We start from the raw sequence: 20860 nt of genomic DNA, 5'->3' as shown, positions 1-20860 counted from the left end.
ATCAGCCGGCGCGCCGGCCGTCCGAGGCCGGCAGAAGTCGCACTCGCCGCTCGCCCAGCAGGTTCATGCCCGCCGCCGCCAGCAGGATGATCGCCGCGCCCAACAGCTGCCAAGCCGACAGCCGGTGGCCAAACGCCAGGCGATCCACCAGCATGGCGGCGATCGGGTAGATGAACGACTGCGAGCCGATCAGGTTGGTCGGCAGCTTCTGCAGCGCGCCGTACATCAGCACGTACATCAGGCCGGTGTGCAGCACGCCGAGCGTCGCCAGCATGCCCCACTGCCCAGCGCTGGCCGAAACGTGGAAATCCACCAGCGGCAACAGCATCACCGCCCCTACCGCCACCTGGATCAGCGCAATAAGATGCGGCGGCGTGCCCTTCAGCCGCTTGGCCGCCAGCGCCATCAGGGCGTAAAAAAACGCCGCGCCGAGCGCCAGCGCGATGCCCGCCAAATAATGACTCTGTTCCCCCGCCTGCCGCGGCTGCGCCAGCACCACCAGCATCATGCCGCCGAACGCCAGCCCCAGCCACAGCAGCTTGCGGGCGGTCAGCCGTTCCCCCAGAAACAGCGCCCCCAGCCCCACCAGCATAAACGGCTGGGTGTTGTACACCGCCGTGGCGATGGAGATAGAGGCATAGGAATAGGCGGCAAACAGCAGCAGCCAGTTGATCACCAGCGCCACCCCACCGGCGATCGCCAGCAGCAGCGTGGCGCGCGTCAGCACATCGCGCCGCAGCTGCCCCAGCGCGCCGCACACCGCCAGCAGCACCAGCGCCCCCACCGCGCAGCGCCAAAACACCACGTTGACCACCGGCTGGCCGGACATCAGCACAAACCAGCCGATGGAGCCGGAAATCAGCATCGCCGCCGTCATCTCCAGCGAGCCGCGTTTTATCTCTGCATTCATTCTGCGTTCCTCCAAACTTGCCCAGAGGCATAGCTTGCGGCTTCGCCGAGCGGCTTTCCATAGCATAAAAAAGGCAGATATGCTTAACTGCCTTTTTCTCGTAGTTATAATAAAGAAAATACCTAACGGAGGCGTTATGGATGATATCGATCGCCAGATCCTGACTCTTTTGGCGCAGGACGCGCGCGCGTCGTTGAAGACGCTGAGCGCGCAGGTGGGGCTGTCGTCGCCGAGCACGTCGGAAAGGCTGCGGCGGCTGGAGGAAAGCGGCGTGATCCAGGGCTATACCCTGAACGTCAATCTGCAGGCGGTGGGCTACGCCTTCGAGTCGCTGGTGCGCATCAAGCCGCTGCCGGGCATGCTGAAGAAGGTCGAGCAGCTGATTCAGGCGATACCGGAAGTGGTCGAATGCGACAAGGTGACCGGCGAAGACTGCTTTATCGTGCGGCTGGTGGCGCACTCGATGGCGCAGCTCGACCACACCCTCGATCGGCTGGCCGAGCATGCGCAGAGCAACACCTCGATCGTGAAAACCACGCCGGTCAAGCGCCGCCTGCCGCCGCTGCTCTGATTAACGCCGCCGCTTGCGGGCGAACGGATTGCCGCGCTTCTTCTCTTTTTTGGCCGCGTCGGCGGCGGATTTCAGCGCCGCCAGATGCGCCTTGTCGGCCTCCGGCACCGCGCGCTGTTCGATCGGGAACACCGGCAGCGACGCCAACAGCCGCGAACCGTAGTTTTTGGTCAACAGCCGGCGATCGTAGATCACGATCTCGCCGTAGCATTGGTTGCTGCGGATCAGGCGGCCGACCTGCTGGATCAGGTTGAACGAGGCGCTCGGCAGGCTCTGCACTTCGAACGGATAGCGCTTCAGCGATTTCAGCCACTCGCCTTCGGTAATGATCACCGGGCTGTCGATCGGCGGGAACGCAATTTTGTGAATGTGTACCTGGGTCAGCAGCTCGCCTTTCAGATCCAGCCCTTCGGCGAACGATTGCAGCCCCACCAGCACGCTGGCGACGCCCTTCTCCACCCGCTTGCGGTGCTCTTCCACCAGCCGGTAGCGCGGCTGGTCGCCCTGCACCAGCAGCATCAGCCGCAGATCGGTCACGTAGCTGAGGAAAGTCTGCATCGCCCGGTGGCTGCTGAACAGGATCAGCATGCCTTTGTGTTTGCCGCTCGCCTGCTCAGCGCGGAAACATCGCGCCATCTCCTCAAGGTGCTCCGCCTCGTTGGCGAGAGCCGGTTCGTAGCGCATCTGCGGAATGACAATCTTGCCCTGTTCGACATGATTGAACGGCGAAGAGAGCGTTTCGAAACGATCGCCGGCCTTCTCGCTCAGCCCGCTCATCTCCTGCAAACGCGCGAAGCTGTTCAGCGAACGCAGCGTGGCCGAGGTGACCACCACATGCGGCACCTTGCGCCACAGCAGCTTCTCCAGCTGGTCGCTGACGCGGATGCCGACGCAGTGCAGGTAAAGATGAGTGACGTTATCGCGCAGCTCGCGTGTGACCCATTTGGAGATCGGCGCGTTGGACGATTTGTCGAGCGCCGCCAGCCGCCACAGCTTGCTCATCGCCTCCAGATAACCCAGCGTGCGGCTCATCTGAATGATCGACCGGTGCAGGCGCACGATGTCATGCTTGCCGGTCTGCTCGGTGAGATCGTTAAGCACGAACTCCGCCAGCCCGCGCAGCGCGTCGGTCAGTTTAAACAACCGCGCGCAGCTCTCCACCATCTCCGCCGGCAGCTCGCCCATTTCAAAACGGTGCTCGGCCGCCACGCTGTCACCGGGCAGATAGGCGCTGACCTGATGCTCGAAGATCTGCACCAGCTCGCGCAGCTCCTCGCAATGGTTTTTCAGCCGCTCGCTGTTGGCCAGCCCCGGCGGATTCTTCGGCCGGTACTGCGTCATGCACTGCTCGACCTGGCGCACGATCATGTCCAGCTGCAGGTTGGTCGACAGCGCGGTGATTTCCCCGTCGATCTCCAGCGCGTCGCGCGCCACCTCCGGCAAATGGTGGCCTTCGTCCAGCACCAGCAGCAGCTCTTTCGGGTTCGGCAACACCGATTCCGTCTCCAGCGCCGCCATCACCAGCGCGTGGTTGGCCACCACCACGTCGGCGCTCTCGATCTCTTTGCGGGCGATATAGAACGGGCATTCGCGAATATAGTGGCAGTTGCGCCCCAGGCAGTTGGCCTTGTCGGTGCTCAGCTTGGCCCACAGCGGATCGTCGATGCTCTGCTGATAGTGATCGCGCAGCCCGTCCCACTCGAAGCGGGCCAGCGCCTTGGTCAGCTTCTGGCACAGCGCCTGCTCTTCGCCGCTGGACGGCGCCAGCTCGTCGTCGAGGAACAGCGTCAGATCGCCCTGTTGGCTGACGTCGGTGCTCATCGCCGCCAGATTGCGCGGGCACACGTAACGCCCGCGGCCAAAGGCGCCGGTAAATTTCAGATCGGGGATAATCTTTTTCAGCAGCGGCAAATCCTTGCTGTAGATCTGGTCCTGCAGCGCCACGTTGGCGGTGCTGACCACCAGCGGTTTACTCTCCGCCCGCCCGACGGCGATGCCCGGGATCAGGTATGACAGCGTTTTACCGACGCCGGTCGGCGCCTCGATCGCCAGATGGCGCGGGTAGTCGCCGGCCAGCGTCTTCGCCACCTCGGCGATCATCTGGCGCTGGGGCGCACGGGAAATGAAATCCGGTATTTGCTGCTGCAGGGCTTTGTACCACTGGCCAATCTGATCTTTAACTGCGGAGGAGAGCGCCATTCAACTCTTATCTAAACGAAATGATGGCGCCATTGTCCCACAGACCGCCCGCGGCGTCAGCCCGAGTTACGCCTGCGGATCGATCATCGAGGCGCGCCCGGCGCTGAACGACCACTCGTCCAACTGGGTGGTGGTGATCACCACCATCACATCCTCGGGGCGCAGCCGCAGGTTTTCCGCCAGCAGCGCCGCCAGCCGCCCGTAGAAGCGCCGCTTGGTGTCGGTGTCGCGCGGCCGCCCGGCGGTGATGTAAAACAGCACGAAATCCGCGCTGCGCGGCCCGCCGAGATAGTCGCGATCGTAGATAAGCTCACCGGGGCGGTATTGATCGATCACCTGAAATTTATCCGTCGGCGGCACCTCGAAGGCCTCCACCAGCGCCTGATGCAGGCTGTCGGACAAGGTTTGCAGATAGTCGGCGGACTTGCCCTGATGCAGGGCGATGCGGCTAAACGGCATGGTTGTCCTCCTGTTCCAGTTCGCGCAGGCGCGCCACGGCCGACGCCGCCGCGGGCCAGCCGGCGTAGAACGCCAGATGGGTGATGAGCTCGGCCAGCTGCTGGCGCGTCACGCCGTTGCGCTGCGCCAGCTGCAGGTGAAACGGCAGCTGTTCTACGCGGTTGAGGGCCACCAGCGCGGCGACGGTAATCAGGCTGCGCTCGCGCGGGCTCAGCGCCGGCCGCTGCCAAATATCGTCAAACAAAACGCTGTCGCTGAGCTGCGCCAGCTTGGGGGCAATATCGCCGAACGCCTGTTGCCCGGCCTGGGATTCTGATGGCATCACACTCTCCTGTCAGTTGCGGATAGCCTTACGCTACCCGCCGCCGCAGCGAGTGAAAATCGGGATTTTCAGCAGTCTCGGTTCAGAAAAACGGGAGGGTTCCCCACCGGGCGGCGGGGAGGCATCACGATTCCAGCGGGGCAACACCGTCGAAATGGGCGCTCAGCAACGCATTCAGCTCCGGCCGCTGTTCCACCCGCTCTGCGATGGCGTACAGCCGCGGGCAGTGTTGCCGGAACCACGCGCGGCCCGGCCGCCAGTTGCACATCACCGCCACGTACAGATCCAACGCGCTGAAGCTCTTGCCGAGAAACCACGGGCCCGCAGCGCCGGCGGCGGCGTTCAGCTGCCGCAATAAGCGCTCGCGATAAGCCATTACCGCGTTTTTCAGCTGTTCCGCCCCCGCCGCCTGCGGCTGCCAGCGCTGCGGATGGTCGGCATAGGTGAAGGTGGGGTAAATCTCCGCGTTGATGAACAGCAGCCAGCGCAGAAAACGCGGCAACAGCGGCGAGCCGCCGGGCGGCGCCAGTTCGGCGTGCGGCGCGCGATCGTGCAGCAACAGAATGATCGCCGCACTCTCCGTCATCACTTCGTCATTGGGCAACACTAAGGTGGGCACCTGGCCCAACGGGTTCAGCGCCAGCAGGCGATCGCGCTCCGGGCCGTCCTGCGTGTAGTCCACCTCCTCATAGCCCCAGGGGAAAGCGGTCAACACCAACGCGGCGGCCACGATCGTCGAGCCGCAGCCCTGCGTGCCGAACAAAGTATAAGTATCGTGCATGATTCCTCCCGCAGCGGAACAAGGTATCGATAACTGTAGACCAGCCGCCGACCGTCGGCCGAAGAAAAAATTCACTCTTTACGCGACTTTTTTAATCGTTCGACATGAAAATGAATTTTTTGTCATAAATAGATCACATTACTACGGTAAAAATTCTCCGCCGCCAACAATCAGGCGGCACAGTAAAACAGCAATGCAACTGATGATAAGCGTCTTTCAATCGAATAAAGCAGGGTAACCCATGAAACGTAATCTTCTGGCCGTTATTATTCCGGCACTTTTACTTGCGCAAGCGGCACAGGCAGCAGAAATCTACAATAAAGACGGCAACAAACTCGATTTTTACGGTCGTGTAAAGGCCCTGCATTATTTCTCCGATGATGCCGGCAACGACGGTGATAAAACCTACGTGCGTATCGGCTTTAAAGGCGCGACTCAGATTAACGATATGCTGACCGGCTACGGCCAGTGGGAATATCAGATCGCCGCCAACCACACGGAATCCGACGGCACTAAAGACACCAAAACGCGTCTGGGCTTCGCCGGTCTGAAATATAAGGATCTCGGTTCCTTCGACTACGGCCGCAACTACGGCATCATTTACGACGTCGGCGCCTGGACGGATATGATCCCTGAATTCGGCGACGATGCTTACATCAAGACCGACAACTTTATGAACGGCCGTACCAACGGCGTCGCCACCTACCGCAATAACAACTTCTTCGGACTGGTCGACGGCCTGAAATTTGCCGTGCAGTACCAGGGCAAGAACGAAAACGACGGCCGCTCCGCCAGCAAGGCGAACGGCGACGGCTGGGGCCTCTCCTCCAGCTACGAAATCATCGACGGCCTGAGCGTGGGCGCCGCCTATGCCTCTTCCAACCGCACCACCACGCAAAAAGCGGGCACCTTCGGTAAAGGCGACAAGGCCGATATCTGGGCCGGTGGTCTGAAATACGACAACAACAACGTCTACCTGGCCGCGACTTATTCGCAGAGCCGCAATATCGCGCCTATTTCCGGCACCGCTACCATCAATAACAACGCCACTTCCGTTAGCGGCTTCGCCAATAAAGCGGAAGGGATTGAATTGGTCGCACAATATCAGTTCGACTTCGGTCTGCGCCCATCGCTGGGTTACGTTCAGCAGAAAGGCAAAGATATTGAAGGCATCGGCGACGTCGATCTGGTGAAATATTTCGACGTAGCGGCAACCTATTACTTCAACAAAAACATGTCCACTTATGTCGAATATAAAATCAACCAGCTCGATGACGACAACAAGCTGGGTCTGAAAAACGACGACGTGGTTGTTGTCGCCCTGACCTACCAGTTCTGATGTGATGAATGAATAACCACCACTGCAAACTTTAGCGTCACTTGATACCCAGAGTTTTATTTCGCCGGGCGGCTGCGTCCGGCTTTTTTGTTTTTATTTTCCCCCTGTCCAATCCCCCCGCTTGCCTTGCAAAAAAAACGGGTCTACATGTATAGTTTTCTCCCCGAGCGAAATCAGCCATGCATAACGACGGACGCTTCGACTTCCACAACGCCCTGCGCTACAGCAGCGACGAACTGGCGAACATCCTCAGCCACTGCTTTGAAAACTACATCGTGCGCTTTGTTGTCGACGGGCCGACCTTCGCCGCCCGTTTCGGCGCCGAAGATCTCAGCCTGAACGACAGCCTGATCGTCACCCACCGCCATGAACCGGTGGCGGTGGCGCTGATCGCCCGCCGCGGCCGGCACAGCCGGGTCGCGGCCTTTTCCGTGCGCCCGGAGATGCGCGGCCAGGGCCTGGGCAAGACGCTGATGCAGCGGCTGGTGGCAGACGCCCGCCACCGCGGCGACCGGCGGCTGTCGCTGGAAGTGATCGAAGGCAACGACGCCGCGCTGGCGCTGTACCACCGCGCCGGGCTGCGCATCGTGCGCACCCTGACCGGCCATCAGGCGCCAGCGGAAGCGCCGCCAGGCACGGCGGAACTGCAGGCGGTCGATCCGCTGACCGTCAGCCATCGCCTGACGGCGGAAGGCGCCACCGATCTGCCCTGGCTGATCGCCCCCGAATCGCTGTTCAAGCTGCCGGGCAAACCGCAAGCCTATACGCTCAATCGTCAGGCCTACGCCGTGGTGATGCCCGGCGCCGAGCACTGCTGGCTGCGCCTGATCTACGTGCCGCCGCAGCACCGCGGCCAGGGGCATGCGCGCGCCTTGCTGGCCGCCCTGCAAACACGGTTCGCCCCTTTGCCGCTGACTGCCAACGTCGTTGTGCCCGAGGTGGCCGCCCCCTTCTTTACGCATCTTGGCTGGCGGCAGGATCCCCTGCGCCAGTTCGAGATGGATATGCTGCTGGACAGCCCACAAGAATAAAACCGAGAGAGATAACGATGGCAGGAAAACAGGCAAGGACACTCACCCTCGGCGCGGCGATTGGCGTCGCGCTGCTGACGTTGGCCGGTTGCGCGCAGCCGCCGCACACCGACGCGCAGGCCCAGCAGCGGCTGGCGGATCAGTCGGTGCTGGCGGTGAACTGGTTCCAACAGTCCGGCGAATACCGCGCGCTGGCGCATCAGGCGTTCAACAGCGCGCAGCGCGCCTTCGATCAGGCCAGGGCCGCGCCGGGCCGTAAAAAGGCGGTGGTGGTCGATCTGGATGAAACCATGCTGGACAACAGCGCCTACTCCGGCTGGCAGGCGCAGCAGGGCCAGCCATACGACGGCGCCACCTGGGCCAAATGGACGCAGGCCGAACAGGCCGGCGCGGTGCCGGGCGCGGTGTCGTTCGCCCGCTACGTCAACGCCCATCAGGGCACGATGTTCTACGTGTCGAACCGCAAGCAGAGCGAATACGCCGCCACGGTGGCCAACATGCAGAAGCTCGGTTTCACCGGCATGTCGGAAAAGACCGTGCTGCTCAGCACCGATACCTCCAATAAGCAGGCGCGCTTCGACGCCATCAAACAAGCCGGCTACGACATCGTGGTGTACGCGGGCGACAACCTGAACGACTTCGGCGCCGCGACTTACCACCAGGACAACGCGCAGCGCCGGGCGTTCGTCAGCGAGAACCAGAACAAGTTCGGCACTGAATTCATCGTGCTGCCCAACCCGCTGTACGGCGATTGGGAAAGCGGACTGGCCCGCGACTACAACAAGCTGACGCCGCAGCAGAAGCTGCAGGTGCGCCAACAGGCGATCAAAGCCTGGAGCGGGCGCTGATTCAGGAATAGGGAGAAAAAAACCATATAACCTAATATTTTGTCAAAAAGGGATTAACGGAGCATGCCGCCGAACAAATGGGGATATTGGCTCGGCGGCATGAACATAAAGAAATGCGTATGCTCAAATTTTTGATTGCGGGTATAAGAAATGTGAGAAATCGGTATCGGCACTGCCCTGTGAAGCCAATCCCACAACGCTTCCCGGTGAAGCAAGCACTTTCACTATCCTTTCAGCAATATCAGAGTAGTTCATCCCTTAACCCTCTCGATTTTAACCGTCCGAAAACCATAGCGGCATCCGTTCTTTGATTTAATCTGGCCGTAACCTAAGCAGCAAGGCACGGATCTTCAAGGTCAAATGGCTATGGGGAGTTACAACATCATTCCAGAACTTTTTCGAAACAGACCGCCTGCGGGTTACCTCGATAACGGCCATAGTTTTCGCGTATCCGATACCCCTGAGCCAGATAAAACTTGATGGCACGCAGGTTCACTCTTCGAGTTTCCAGCCACAGTTGGCGATACCCCAACCATCGAGCCTGTTGTTCCAGAGCATGTAATAATTTACGACCAATACCATTGCCAGGCTCACGTACATACATCCGTTTTAACTCCGCAACGCCAGAAGTTAATCGACGCAGCGCCCCACAAGCTACGGCTTCATCGGCAGCATTGCGTACCAACATAAAACAACCTCCATCCGCTTCTATAGAAGCAGGATCAAACGAGGATGTACCGCTATCGCCGGTGATCTCAGCCAGTTGCATCGACAATTCCGCCATCAGCGCCAACGCGTCTGAGCTATCGACTTCACTTAATAGTATTCGAAGAGTCACAGCAGTTTGTACATATAGCAGGTGGCTTCCAACGCCCCGCCGTCGCTGGCGCGGGCGTAATGCGGAATGTCGCCCGCCGCCTCGAACCCCAATTGGCGGTACAACCCCTGCGCCGCGCTGCCGCTCAGGGTGTCCAGCACCAGCAGGCTGCGGCGATGACGCGCCGCCAGCGCCTGCACTTCCTGCATCAACTGCCGGGCGACGCCCTGCCGCCGCGCCTGCGGGTGCACCATCAGCTTGGCCACTTCCGCCCGGTGGCGGCCGTTGTCCGGCATCGCCAACAGCAGTTGCACGGCGCCGACCGGCCGACCGTTCGCCAGCGCCACCAGCATCGCACGCTCTCCCCGCGCCAGGGCCGGCAGCAACCCCTGCCAAAATGCCCGCGCCTGCTCCACCGTAAAGGGCATGACAAAACCGATGCTGGCGCCGTGCGCCACGCTGGCGTGCAGCATCTCGGCCAAGTCGGCCACGGCGCTTTGCGCCGCGTCGGCGCCCCACTGTTGCAATTCAATCATGGCTATGGCCTGCAGATAACGAGCGTGTAATGGGCCGGCTCATCGCCGGGGACATGGAAACGGGACGCGCCGAACAGGCGGTAGCGCAGGCAATCGCCGGGCGACAGCCGGAAAACGCGCCCTTCCAACGTCAGCTCCAGTTGCCCGGACAGCAGCCAGAGGTGATGCTCCAGCGCCGGTATCGACGGCAGGTCGTAATCAATCTGCGCGCCGGCATCGAGCCGGGCTTCGATAAACTCGGCCTTATACAGCGCGGCGGGAGGAGAAACGGAGCGACGGTGGAAACCGCTGGTGCGATCGACCCATACCGGCTGTTGCGGCGGCCGCAACAGCTCCGGCGGTTCGTCTTCGATTTCGCTCAACAGGCGCGACATGGTCAACCCGTAGGCGGCGCACAGCCGGTTCAGCAGCGACGCCGTCGGGCTGGTTTCGGCACGCTCCACCCGCGAGAGCGTCGCCCGGCTGAGGCCGGTGCGCTGCGCCAACTCCTCCAGCGACCATCCCTGCTGCTGGCGCAAATCCGCCAGCCGCTGCGCCAACCTCAGGTCGGCAGTCTCCAAACCGTTATCCATCGCTCGCACTCGCCTTGAAATCCCATATAAGAGAAATAATCTCAAATTAGAGATATGGCAAGCGGATTTTAAAAAATGCCGCGCAGCGCGATGAATATCAGCATGCTCAGCAACACCACCGCCAGCATACTGCGCAGCAAGAACGCCACTATCACCGGCAAACACTATCGAAGAAGGAGGAGCGTTCTAGCACTCGCGCGAGGGCGGGTTTTGTACAAGATTGCCCGTCTCGGCGCTCGGCGGCGCGATCGCCGCGCAGCGCCAGGCGCTGAATACCGCCAGCAGCGGCGCCAGCGCGAACGCCAGGAACAGCCAACGCGCCGCCGACGCCGCGCCCGCCGCGCCGCCCGGATCGTTCAGCCCCGCCAGATTGGCGATCATCCCGGCCAGCGCCGCACCGAATGCGGTGGCGAACAGCTGCACCGTGGTAATCGAAGCGCCGGCGATATCTTTGTCCGCTTCGGGCGCCACCTGCAAAATGCGCGTCAGCAGGTGCGGCCAGCCGAAGCCGATGCCGAACCCCACCAGCAACAGCGCAATGACGATCGGCGCCAGCGCCTGCCAGTGGCCGCCGGACGGCACCGGCATCAGGATCGCCAGCGCCAGCAGCCCCACCAGCACAAACAGCGGCCCGCTGACGATCGCCCGGCGAATGCCCGCCCCGCGCCAACCTGAGCTGAGGATCTCGGACAGCGTCCAGCCGGCGGCCATGGCGGCGGCAATATAGCCGGAGATCAGCGGCGACTGGCCGTGCAGCAGCTGCAGAAAATAGGGCACGAAGATCTCGCTGGTCATGCCGATCACCAGCAACGCGGTCGTGATGTAGAGCGCCGCCAGCGATGAGCCGCGCCGCAGCGCGCCGTGCGGCAACAGGCGGGCGCGCGAGTGCGCTTCGCGCTTCAGCAGCCAGGCCATCAGCACCAGCGAGAGCGCGATGCCCGCCAGGTTGATCCAGGCGCTGTGCGCCAGACTGCCGGCGGACACCGCCAGCACCGCCACGGTCAGCAACAGCAGCTGCGCGGTCGGCAACGGCGCGGCCGCCTGCTGCGCTTTGCCCTTGGGCAGGATGAGGAAGGTAAATGCGGCGTACAGCGCCATGATCGGCAGCAGAATGCCGAAGGCCCAACGCCAGGCGTTCAGCTCGGCGAAAATGCCGCCCACCGCCGGCCCCACCAGGGTGGCGATGCCCCACATCGCCGAGATGAGCGCCATGGCACGCGGCCACAATCGCTGCTCGAACACCAGGTTGATCATCGCGTAGGAGAGCGCAAAGATCAGCCCGCCGCCGAAGCCCTGCACCGTACGGCCGATCAGCATCACCGGCATGCTCGGCGCCAGCGCGCACAGCGCCGCCCCGGCGATGAAGAACAGCGAAGCCACCAGATAGGCGCTGCGCGCGCCGTAGCCGCTGAGCAGCCGGGCCGACAGCGCGGAACCGAGGATCGACGCCACCACGAACAGCGTGGTGTTCCAGGCGTAGAGATCCAGACCGCCGATATCCTGCACCACCGAGGGCAGAATGGTGGTGGCGACCAGAATATTGATGGCATGCAGCGCCACGCCGAGCGAAAGCGCGATCGCACTGGCCGCATTTTTGCCGGAGAAAAGGTCGCTCCAGCGGCTATCGTCATGGGTTATCACGGTTGTCGTCCTGTTTTCAGAGGAATGGCATTGAGTTGGTCATAAGATTGCGTTAAATTTAACAAGAGTTATCTTGGAATAAGTTAGGGCGAGGCGGAGAAATATGTCAAGAATAAACTTGGAAAATAGCGGCAGCACCGCACAATCGGTCAGTGACCGCTTGCTGACGCTATTGAAAACCCGCGGCCCACAGCAAGCTTCTGACGCAGGAAAGGTGCTCGGCACCACCGGTGAGGCGGCCCGCCAGCAGTTCGTCAAGCTGGCGAAAGAGGGGCTGGTCGAAGCGGTGGCGGAAACGCGCGGCGTAGGCCGCCCGGTGCAGCTGTGGCATTTGACCTCGGCCGGCAACGCGCGCTTTCCCGACACCCATGCGGATCTGACCGTGCAGCTGCTGCGCACCGTGCGCGACAAGCTGGGCGAACAGGCGCTCGACGTGCTGATCGAGACCCGCGAGCAGGAAAACCGCATCAACTACAAGCAGGCGATGATCGGCGCCGCCGATCTGCAGGAGCGCGTGGCGCGCCTGACCGAAATCCGCTGCCGCGAAGGCTATATGGCCGAATGGCGTCAGGAGGAGGACGGTTCCTATCTGCTGGTGGAAAACCACTGCCCGATCTGCGCCGCCGCCACCGTCTGCCAGGGCTTCTGCCGGGCGGAGCTGAGCATCTTCACCGAAGTGCTGCAGGCGCAGGTGGAGCGCGCCGAACACATTCTGGCCGGCTCGCGCCGCTGCGCCTACCGGATTTCGCTCCTTTAACACTGGTTTTTGCCCACGTTTTCAACCGGTACAGATTATTCTGCTTGTGCATCCCGCACCTTCCCTTCTAAGGTTGAATTAACGCATATTCAGACCAACAGCGGGCCTCGCGCTCGCTCTGGCAAATCCGTCGGCGCCTGGCGCGCAGCGGCAGAGTAACCCCACGGGAGTTGAACGATGAAGAAGCCGCATGCCGGATTCTGGCTGGCGACGCTGGGACTGGGCGTCTGCTGGCTGCTGGCGCTGCTGACTCGCGATCGGCTCAACGGCATCCTGCTGGCCGGCGCGGCGCTGGCGCTGATCTTTACCCCGGCCGCCCGCCGCAAAGGCGCGGCCCTGGCCGCCCTGGGCGGTATCGGCATGGATGGGCTGTGGAGCTACAGCGGCGTGCTGCACTACAGCGGGCAACACGGCCTGCCGCTCTGGACCATCGCGCTGTGGATCGGCTTCGGCTGCTGGTGGTATTGGCTGCTGGACGTGGTCAGAGCGGCCCCCTGGCCGCTAGCGGTGCTGGGCGCCGCCGCCGGCCCCTTCGCCTACGCCGTGTCCTGGAAACTGGACGCCTTGCTGCCCGGCGTGCCGCCGGAGTTCATGCTGCTGCTGCTGGCCGTCGGCTGGTCGATTTACCTGCCGGCCGTCAGCTGGCTGCAGTGGAAGCGGCGGGACAGCTGAACGGCGGGCGGCGGCCGGGAAAAATAATGCCGAAAGCCATTGCTTATCGGTTGCCCGATCGGGTTTACTGATCGTTCTAATAATAATCACCCCTGCAAAAACATATCCCTATGCTTAGCCAACAAAGCCGTAGCGTCCTGCCGTTGATCGGGGCGTTGTTCACGTTATATATCGTTTGGGGTTCCACCTATTTCGTCATTCGCCTCGGCGTCGCGCAGTGGCCGCCGCTGATGATGGCCGGCATTCGCTTTCTCGTTGCCGGCATCGTGCTGTTCAGTTTCCTGGCCTGGCGCGGCCACGCGCTGCCGACGCCGAAGCAGTGGCTGGCCGCCGGCGCCATCGGCATTCTGCTGCTGGCGGTGGGCAACGGCCTGGTGACGGTGGCGGAGCACCAACACGTGCCGTCCGGCATCGCCGCGGTGATGGTGGCGACGGTGCCGCTGTTCACCCTCTGCTTCAGCCTGCTGTGGGGGATGCGCAACACCAAACTGGAATGGGCCGGCATCGCGCTAGGTCTGGTGGGCATCGTGCTGCTTAATACCGGCAACAACCTGGTGGGCAACCCGACCGGCGCGCTGCTGATTTTGCTGGCGTCGGCCAGCTGGGCCTTCGGGTCGGTACTGGGATCGCGCATCTCGCTGCCGGCCGGGCCGATGGCCGGCGCGGCGGAAATGCTGGTCGCCGGCGTGGTGTTATTGGCAGCCAGTCAGCTGAGCGGCGAGCGTCTGACTCAGATGCCGAGCACCGGCGGCTTTCTGGCGCTGGGCTATCTGATCGTCTTCGGCTCGATGCTGGCGATCAGCGCCTATATGTTCTTGTTGAAGAACGTGCGCCCGGCGGTCGCCACCAGCTACGCCTACGTCAACCCGGTGGTGGCGGTGCTGCTCGGCATCGGCTTTGCCGGCGAATCGCTGGCGCCGCGCGAGTGGCTGGCGCTGGTGATCATCGTGGCGGCGGTGGTGCTGGTGACGCTGGGAAAATACCTGTTCGCCCGCCCGGCCCGCGTGCAGGCCATCGACAGCGAACGGTAGCGATCGCAAAGGGCGGTCTGCGGGCCGCCGTTAAAAACGATTCTTGTTTCACCCGGCGAAGGGGCTATAATTCCCGCTGTTCCAAGCAACCTGCGAAATTATTCCTATGCTGAAAAAAGCGTTCGTCATCGTCATCGCCCTGTGCGCCTTCGGTTCTTTGGGCGGCGTATTCCTCGCCGGGCTGAACATCTACACCCGTTCCACCACCCCGCACGAAGAAAGCGCGCCTGCCGGGGATGCCGCCGCCACGCCGGCGCAAACCGAAACCCTTCAGGCCAAGTGATCGTCCAGCCAGCGCTGGCCGCTGGCAGCGCAGCTGTAAAAAGTGCTGCAGCCGCCTGACGCGTTCCGACACCGGCGAGCGATGCGGGCACCAGGCATTTCGAGCAGTTCCTCACCGCGCCATAGCCGCCTTCCCCACGCCGGGGAGAAAAACGACGCGCTGCGCCTGATGCAGGCCGACGCGCGGCGGGTTACCTGCTGGCGATGGAGAACGGCTTCGTCACCGGCAGCGCGATCGACATCGACGGCGGCGGCCTGCTGTAACGGCGGCTAGAGCGCCGTCACGCCCTGCGCGGCGGCCTGCTGTTCCAGCACGGTGATAATCTGGTAGGCCGAACGCGGCACCAGGCTGAAATCGCCGATCAGCAGGCGGTCGCTGACCGCCTCATCCAGCATCGCCCGGGCACCGGCGCGCAGGATTTCCACCTGTTCCGGCGGCGTACCCGCCGCGGTGATCAGCGGCAGACCGGGCACCGCCGCCGTGCGGCCGATGATTTTCAGCCCCTCCAGCGCCTGCGGCTGCGCCCGGCGCAGCAGTTCCATGCTGATTGAATCGATGGCGGCGATATCCGCCTGCCCGCTGCGGATCAGCTTCAGCGACTGATAATGCGCGCCGGAGGCAATCGCCGCACCAAAGAATTTCCCGTCCTGCGCCAGCGGCGCGATCAGCGCGCGCAGGCCGTTGTAGCCGGATTGGGAATCGGTGCTGTTATAGGCCGCCGTCCGGCCGCGAAAATCCGCCAACCGTTCGCCGGGGTCGCCCGCGCGCACCACCAGCCAGCTGCGGTAATTCGGCCCGTCGCACCCCTCAACCCGATAATGGTAGGTGCCGATCAGCTGCACCTGCGGCAGAGTGCTGACCAACGGATAACCGCAGGTTTGGCTGAGCAGCAGATCGTCGCGCCGCCAGTGCTGCGCCAAATCGTCCGGCCAGCTGAGCCGCTCCGGCGCCGCCGGCAGCCCCAGGCGCAGCAGCTTGTCGCGCAATACCTGCCAGAAAGATTCGGCCTGCTCCCGGCCAACGCCGTACATCGGTAGAGACACCTGCATCATTTCCCCCTTACCCCGCCGGAGTGGTCGCCAGCGTCTGCTGACGCCAGGCGGTGAGATAACGCACCCAACGTTCGAACAGCATATCGGTGATAATAGCCAACAATGCCACCACCGCCGCGCCCTGGATCACATAGGCGGTGTTAAAGCCGCTCAGACCGATGATGATCGGCGAGCCGAGGGTCTTGGTGCCGACGGTGGAAGCGATGGCCGCCGTGCCGATGTTAATGATCACCGACGTGCGGATCCCGGCGACGATCACCGGCGCCGCCAGCGGCAATTCGACCCGCCACAGAATTTGCCAGGCGCTCATCCCCACGCCGCGGGCAATCTCGCGCGTGGCGGGCGGCACCGATTCGATGCCCGCCAGCGTGCCCTGCAAGATCGGCAGCAGGCCGTACAGCACCAGCGCAATGATCGCCGGCTGTTCGCTGAAGCCCATCACCGGCACCGCTACCGCCAGCACCGCTACCGGCGGGAAGGTCTGCCCCACCGCCACCACCGTTTCCACCAGCGAACGAAACTCCCGGCCGCTGCGCCGGGTTACCGCCACGCCGGCCGCCACGCCGAGAGCCACCGCGATCAGGCTGGAGATCGCCACCAGCGACAGGTGCGCCCCCACCAGCGCGATAAAGCTGTCCTGCTGATAAATGGGCCGTTCCAGATCGGGGAACCAGGCGGCAAACAGGCCGCGCAGATGATCCATGCCGAACACCAGCGCCAACAGCAGCGCCAGCGTCCAGGGCAGCGGATCGCGCAGCAGGCGCCAGATGCGCCCGCTCATGACAGCGCCTGCCCGGCGATCAGATCGTTGAAGTGCAACACCCCCAACGCTTCGCCCCGTTCATCCACCACCGGCAGGCAGTCGCTGCCGCGCGCCACAAACACCGACAGCGCCTCGCGCAGGCTCATGGCGGCGGCGATCGGCTCGCCCTCGGCGGCGCCGGGCCGCACTCGCTCCGCCACCGTTCCCAGCGACAGCAGCTTGATGCCGCGATCGCTGCGCCCGAAGAAGTCCCGCACGAAGTCGTTGGCCGGCGCGGTCAGCAGCGCCAGCGGCGTGCCCTGTTGCACCACCCGCCCCTGATCGAGCAGCACCAGGCGATCCGCCAAGCCCAGCGCCTCGTCGATGTCGTGCGTCACCAACACGATAGTGCGGTCGGAGAGCTGATGGATGCGCGCGATCTCCGCCTGCAACGCCGCGCGGGTGACCGGATCCAGCGCGCCGAACGGTTCGTCCATCAGCAACACCTCGGGATCGGCGGCCAGCGCGCGCGCCACCCCTACCCGTTGCTGCTGCCCGCCGGACAGCTGGTGCGGATAGCGACGGCGAAACAGATCCGGCTCCAGATGCAACAGCTCCAGCAGTTCGGTTACCCGATCGCGAATGCGCGCGCGCGGCCATTTCAGCAGCTGCGGCACGGTGGCAATGTTTTCCTCCACCGTCCAGTGCGGAAACAGGCCGATCGATTGGATCGCATAGCCCATGCGCCGCCGCAGATCCTGCGGTTTGAACGACTGGATCTCTTCGCCGGCAAAGAGAATCTTGCCCCGATCGTGCTCGATCAGGCGATTGATCATTTTTAACGTCGTGGACTTGCCGGAACCCGAGGTGCCGATCAACACGGTGAATTCGCCCTCGGCGATGTGCAGCGTGAGATCGTCTACCGCCGGCTTGCCCTGAAAAATTTTGCTGACTTGCTCAAAGTGAATCATCGGCGCGATACGTCCAGGATTGAAACCCAAAATTTAAACAGCGAATCGACGATGACCGCCATCATGACCACCGGGATCACCCCCAGCAGAACCAGATCCAGCGCGCTGCTGAGCAGCCCCTGAAAGACGATGGCGCCAAAGCCGCCGGCGCCGATCAGCGCCGCCACCACCGCCATGCCGACGGTTTGCACCGCCAGAATGCGCACGCCGGTCAGGAACAGCGGCAGCGCCAACGGTAGCTGCACGCGCAGGAAGATCTGCCCGCGCGTCAGCCCCATGCCGGTGGCGGATTCGATCACCCCCGCCGGCACGCTTTGCAGCCCCGCCACCACGCTGCGCACCAGCGGCAACAGTGCATACAGCACCAGCGCCACGATCGCCGGCGCCATGCCGATGCCGCTGACGCCGTGTTCTGCCAGCCAGGGCACCGCCGTCGCCAGCCCCGCCAACGGCGCGATCAGCAGGCCGAACAGCGCAATGGACGGCACGGTCTGGATAATGTTCAGCGCGGAGAAAATCGGCCGCTGCCAGCGCTCGGAGCGAAAACACAGCACCCCGAGCGGCACGCCGATCGCCAGCGCCGGCGCCATCGTCGCCAGCAGAATGGTCAGGTGCTGCAGCAGCGCGGCGTCAAACACCTCCTGACGATTGTGGTACTCCTTCAGCAGCGACAGCTGATCGAGCTGATGCCCGAACAGCAGCAGCGCCGGCGGCACCAGCACCAGCGCGTTGCCCAGCATGCGCCACAGGTGCGACGCGGTGATGCGCGCCATGGCGTCGGCGGCGATCAGCAGGCTCAGCGCCATCGTCAGCCAGCATCCGCTGCCCCAGGAGGTGCGCGCCAGGCGCGATCCCTCCTGCGCCAGACGCCCGGCGGCCTGCCCGCTGATCCAGAAGGCCAGCGTCAGCACCCCGCAGGCGGCCAGCGCCGCCAGCAGCGCCCGTCCCCGCGTCGGCGGCAACAGGCTGAGGATCGCCAATGCCGCCAGCGGCAACAGCAGCCACAGCGCCGGGCCGTGCAGCAGGGAGAACAAGGAGAGGCTTTTGCCCGACAACAGGCGATTGGGGGCATAACTGAGGAACGGCAGGCCGAACGCGGCCAGCAGCAACAGCATGAACAGCGTCAACAAGACGCGATGTTTTACGGCGATAGTCAAAGAAACGCTCCGGTTCCCTCGGTTTACCCCCTCTCCCGACGGCAGAGGGGGCACCTCGGCATTATCCCTTAACAAACCCTTTCTCTTTCAGGTAAGCGGCCGCCACCTGTTTGGCGTCCTGGCCTTCCACGGCGATCTGCGCGTTGAGTTTTTGCAGCGTCGGCCCGTCCAGCGAGGCGAACACCGGCTTCAGCAGCTCAGGCAGATTGGCGTGCGCCTTCAGGGCCGCTTCGCGCACGATCGGCGCCGGCGCGTAGATCGGCTGTACGCCTTTCGGATCCGCCAGCGTCTGCAGCCCCAGCGCCGCCACCGGGCCATCGGTGCCGTAGGCCATCGCCGCGTTGACGCCGGAGGTCTGCTCCGCCGCCGCCTTGATGGTCACCGCCGTATCGCCGCCGGCCAGGGACAGCAGCTGATCCTGATTCAGCTTGAAGCCGTAGGCATTCTGGAACGCCGGCAGCGCATCCGGCCGCTCGATAAATTCCGCCGAGGCCGCCAGCTTGAACTTGCCGCCGCCGTTGATCCACTTGCCGAGATCCGACAGCGTCTTCAGGTGATTGGCCTCCGCCACGTCCTGGCGAATGGCGATGGTCCAGGTGTTGTTGGCCGGCGCCGCGTCCAACCAGACGATTTTGTTTTTGTCGTAGTCGAGTTGCTTCACCTTCTCGAAACCGGCCTGGGCGTTCTTCCACGCCGGATCTTTCTCATCGGAGAAGAAAAACGCGCCGTTGCCGGTGTATTCCGGGTAGATGTCGATCTCGCCGGAGGTGATGGCGCCGCGCAGCACCTTGGTGGTGCCGAGCTGCAGCTTGTTGGTGGTCTGGATGCCGTTGGCTTCCAGCACCTGCACGATGATGTTGCCGAGCAGCGAACCTTCGGTGTCGATCTTGGAGCCGACGCGCACCGAGTCGGCCGCCTGCGCCAGACCGCCGGTGGCCAGCAGGGCCAGCGCGACGGCAAAGGAACGTCCGCGTGATAAGGTGATTGCCATACTTTTCCTCTGGTTATACGTTTTCCGGCTCATGGGCCGGTTAGGTTGGAAAATCCTGAGAAACGCGCTTCCAGCGCGCAATAAATTTTTCCGTCGGCAGGGCATCGCCCTCCCTTTGCGGTTCACCGGCGCGCAACGGATGCACGCCGACGTCGATCGGCGTCAGGGCGTAATCGCGCAGCCACTCGCCGTAGCCTTGCGCGACAAATCCCTGGCTGCGGCGCTGGTACGCCTCGCGCTCCGCCAGATAGACTTCGCGCAAACCATACCAGGGCAGGCCGGGCAGATCGTGATGCACTAAATGGTAGTTCAGATTGAGAAACAGCAGCCGCCACGGCCAACCCGCCTCATTAATAATAGAACGTGCCTGCGGTGCGTCCACGGCGCGATGCTCAAAAAACGATCTTACCTTGGTCAGCGCCAGCGCCGGGTAGCTGATGGCCAGCAGGTAAAACGCCGCGCCGATACCCTGCGCCTGCAGCCAGTCGAGCAGCATCGCCAACAGCGACAGGTGCACCAACCACCTCGTCCAGACGCGCCACTCCCCGGCGGCAAGCGCTTTCACCGCCCCGGCCAGGGTCGCGGCGATATCCAGCGCCGGGCCAAGGAGCACCCGGCCGATCAGCGTATTGCGCACGGCGGCCAGCAGCGGCAGCAGCCGGGGATAGCGCCGCCACTGCGCGGCGCTGAAGTAATAGCTTTCGGGATCTTCGTGCGGATCGGTCAGGTGGTCGTTGCGGTGGTGGCGCAGATGCGAATCGCGATACAGCCCGTAGGGATACCACACCGCCAGCGGCAACAGGCCGAACAGCTGATTGACGCGCGGCCAGCGCGTCGGATGGCCGTGGATCAGCTCGTGCTGTAACGACATGTACCAGGTGGTCAGCAGGATCAGCAGCGGCGCGCCAAGCCACGGGCCCAGCGTTTGCCAGCCCAGCGCCACGCCGAACCAGCCGCCGTACACCGCCGCCATGATCCCCCAGGTGGGCAGCTCCAGCCGCCAATGCCGGCGCCGATAAAGCTGCCTGATTCGTTCGCGCTGTTCGGGGTGTAAATAGAGGGCGTGGGACATGCTGCGGCTCGCGGTAAGAGATTTTCTCCCAGTATCCGTGAGCCGTAGCGGCATTCAAAATAACGAAAATGGCAAAGCTAAGTGAAAATTCAGCGGGTTGCGTACG

The 20860-nt window shown here is 63.3% G+C and carries 23 protein-coding genes and 1 pseudogene; 9 read left to right on the top strand and 15 right to left on the bottom strand.

The window, feature by feature from the left end; all coding sequences use genetic code 11:
• Position 1: 1 nt before the first annotated feature.
• The gene (locus ACJ8IM_RS06690) at positions 2-910 is read right to left on the bottom strand and encodes a DMT family transporter (protein WP_033653413.1); all 909 of its coding nucleotides are present in this window, start codon (positions 908-910) and stop codon (positions 2-4) included.
• A gap of 136 nt (positions 911-1046) precedes the next feature.
• Here ACJ8IM_RS06690 and ACJ8IM_RS06685 point away from each other — a divergent pair, with 136 nt between their 5' ends.
• Positions 1047-1481 (top strand): Lrp/AsnC family transcriptional regulator, encoded by a 435-nt coding sequence (locus ACJ8IM_RS06685; RefSeq protein WP_033646897.1) that lies wholly within the window; start codon positions 1047-1049, stop codon positions 1479-1481.
• Here ACJ8IM_RS06685 and dinG read toward each other — a convergent pair whose 3' ends face one another.
• From dinG to ACJ8IM_RS06665, 4 genes are all read right to left on the bottom strand, one after another.
• On the bottom strand, positions 1482-3680 hold the full coding sequence (gene dinG, locus ACJ8IM_RS06680; protein WP_033637643.1) for an ATP-dependent DNA helicase DinG: 2199 nt from the start codon (positions 3678-3680) through the stop codon (positions 1482-1484).
• Positions 3681-3746: 66 nt separating this feature from the next.
• On the bottom strand, positions 3747-4139 hold the full coding sequence (locus ACJ8IM_RS06675) for a tautomerase family protein (RefSeq protein ID WP_033646903.1): 393 nt from the start codon (positions 4137-4139) through the stop codon (positions 3747-3749).
• Complete coding sequence (locus ACJ8IM_RS06670; RefSeq protein WP_033653414.1) at positions 4129-4461, bottom strand: carboxymuconolactone decarboxylase family protein; 333 nt, start codon at positions 4459-4461, stop codon at positions 4129-4131. Before ACJ8IM_RS06670 ends, ACJ8IM_RS06675 begins: the two co-directional genes overlap by 11 nt.
• A gap of 124 nt (positions 4462-4585) precedes the next feature.
• Entirely contained in the window at positions 4586-5242 is a 657-nt protein-coding gene (locus ACJ8IM_RS06665; protein WP_033653415.1) for a glutathione S-transferase family protein, read from the bottom strand.
• A gap of 241 nt (positions 5243-5483) precedes the next feature.
• Here ACJ8IM_RS06665 and ompC point away from each other — a divergent pair, with 241 nt between their 5' ends.
• The 3 genes from ompC (at position 5484) to ACJ8IM_RS06650 (ending at position 8460) form a co-directional block, all read left to right on the top strand.
• Positions 5484-6581, top strand: coding sequence for a porin OmpC (gene ompC, locus ACJ8IM_RS06660; protein WP_033646909.1), 1098 nt, complete (start codon positions 5484-5486; stop codon positions 6579-6581).
• A 179-nt stretch (positions 6582-6760) separates the two neighbouring features.
• On the top strand, positions 6761-7612 hold the full coding sequence (locus ACJ8IM_RS06655; protein ID WP_033653416.1) for a GNAT family N-acetyltransferase: 852 nt from the start codon (positions 6761-6763) through the stop codon (positions 7610-7612).
• Between the two features lie 17 nt (positions 7613-7629).
• Complete coding sequence (locus tag ACJ8IM_RS06650; protein WP_033646913.1) at positions 7630-8460, top strand: 5'-nucleotidase, lipoprotein e(P4) family; 831 nt, start codon at positions 7630-7632, stop codon at positions 8458-8460.
• A gap of 382 nt (positions 8461-8842) precedes the next feature.
• On the opposite strand, the gene ACJ8IM_RS06645 is transcribed toward ACJ8IM_RS06650, so the two are convergent.
• From ACJ8IM_RS06645 to ACJ8IM_RS06630, 4 genes are all read right to left on the bottom strand, one after another.
• Positions 8843-9229 carry a GNAT family N-acetyltransferase gene (locus ACJ8IM_RS06645; protein WP_229601690.1) on the bottom strand — a complete coding sequence of 129 codons (387 nt, stop codon included), beginning with the start codon at positions 9227-9229 and terminating at the stop codon, positions 8843-8845.
• 65 nt (positions 9230-9294) lie between these two features.
• The gene (locus ACJ8IM_RS06640; protein WP_033653417.1) at positions 9295-9813 is read right to left on the bottom strand and encodes a GNAT family N-acetyltransferase; all 519 of its coding nucleotides are present in this window, start codon (positions 9811-9813) and stop codon (positions 9295-9297) included.
• A 2-nt stretch (positions 9814-9815) separates the two neighbouring features.
• Complete coding sequence (locus ACJ8IM_RS06635; protein ID WP_033653418.1) at positions 9816-10385, bottom strand: helix-turn-helix domain-containing protein; 570 nt, start codon at positions 10383-10385, stop codon at positions 9816-9818.
• Between the two features lie 186 nt (positions 10386-10571).
• Positions 10572-12026 (bottom strand): MFS transporter, encoded by a 1455-nt coding sequence (locus ACJ8IM_RS06630; protein ID WP_033653419.1) that lies wholly within the window; start codon positions 12024-12026, stop codon positions 10572-10574.
• A 103-nt stretch (positions 12027-12129) separates the two neighbouring features.
• On the opposite strand from ACJ8IM_RS06630, the gene ACJ8IM_RS06625 reads away from it, so the two are divergent.
• From ACJ8IM_RS06625 to ACJ8IM_RS06605, 5 genes and pseudogenes are all read left to right on the top strand, one after another.
• Positions 12130-12783 (top strand): helix-turn-helix transcriptional regulator, encoded by a 654-nt coding sequence (locus ACJ8IM_RS06625; protein ID WP_033653420.1) that lies wholly within the window; start codon positions 12130-12132, stop codon positions 12781-12783.
• A 177-nt stretch (positions 12784-12960) separates the two neighbouring features.
• On the top strand, positions 12961-13455 hold the full coding sequence (locus ACJ8IM_RS06620) for a DUF2878 domain-containing protein (protein ID WP_033646919.1): 495 nt from the start codon (positions 12961-12963) through the stop codon (positions 13453-13455).
• Positions 13456-13565: 110 nt separating this feature from the next.
• Positions 13566-14486, top strand: a complete 921-nt coding sequence (gene yedA / locus ACJ8IM_RS06615; RefSeq protein WP_033646923.1) for a drug/metabolite exporter YedA — start codon at positions 13566-13568, stop codon at positions 14484-14486.
• A 106-nt stretch (positions 14487-14592) separates the two neighbouring features.
• Positions 14593-14769 (top strand): hypothetical protein, encoded by a 177-nt coding sequence (locus ACJ8IM_RS06610; protein WP_016928550.1) that lies wholly within the window; start codon positions 14593-14595, stop codon positions 14767-14769.
• 182 nt (positions 14770-14951) lie between these two features.
• Positions 14952-15032 (top strand): annotated as a pseudogene (locus ACJ8IM_RS06605) (SDR family oxidoreductase); the annotation flags it as partial.
• Between the two features lie 6 nt (positions 15033-15038).
• On the opposite strand, the gene ACJ8IM_RS06600 reads toward ACJ8IM_RS06605, so the two are convergent.
• From ACJ8IM_RS06600 to ACJ8IM_RS06575, 6 genes are all read right to left on the bottom strand, one after another.
• Positions 15039-15800: a phosphate/phosphite/phosphonate ABC transporter substrate-binding protein gene (locus ACJ8IM_RS06600; RefSeq protein ID WP_080289897.1), complete on the bottom strand. Its 762-nt coding sequence runs from the start codon at positions 15798-15800 to the stop codon at positions 15039-15041.
• A 28-nt stretch (positions 15801-15828) separates the two neighbouring features.
• The gene (locus ACJ8IM_RS06595; protein WP_033637624.1) at positions 15829-16602 is read right to left on the bottom strand and encodes an ABC transporter permease; all 774 of its coding nucleotides are present in this window, start codon (positions 16600-16602) and stop codon (positions 15829-15831) included.
• Positions 16599-17534, bottom strand: coding sequence for an ABC transporter ATP-binding protein (locus tag ACJ8IM_RS06590; protein WP_033653424.1), 936 nt, complete (start codon positions 17532-17534; stop codon positions 16599-16601). The genes ACJ8IM_RS06595 and ACJ8IM_RS06590 overlap by 4 nt, the downstream gene beginning before the upstream one ends.
• Positions 17531-18691 carry an ABC transporter permease gene (locus tag ACJ8IM_RS06585; RefSeq protein ID WP_033637622.1) on the bottom strand — a complete coding sequence of 387 codons (1161 nt, stop codon included), beginning with the start codon at positions 18689-18691 and terminating at the stop codon, positions 17531-17533. Before ACJ8IM_RS06585 ends, ACJ8IM_RS06590 begins: the two co-directional genes overlap by 4 nt.
• 61 nt (positions 18692-18752) lie before the next feature.
• Positions 18753-19682, bottom strand: coding sequence for a glycine betaine ABC transporter substrate-binding protein OsmF (gene osmF / locus ACJ8IM_RS06580; RefSeq protein WP_033637621.1), 930 nt, complete (start codon positions 19680-19682; stop codon positions 18753-18755).
• A gap of 40 nt (positions 19683-19722) precedes the next feature.
• Positions 19723-20754, bottom strand: coding sequence for a fatty acid desaturase (locus ACJ8IM_RS06575; protein ID WP_033653425.1), 1032 nt, complete (start codon positions 20752-20754; stop codon positions 19723-19725).
• Positions 20755-20860: the final 106 nt, after the last annotated feature.

The sequence above is a fragment of the Serratia sp. CY33525 genome (assembly GCF_052169115.1).
Lineage (GTDB): Bacteria > Pseudomonadota > Gammaproteobacteria > Enterobacterales > Enterobacteriaceae > Serratia > Serratia sarumanii.
This window is presented reverse-complemented; position numbering and strand designations above follow the sequence as displayed.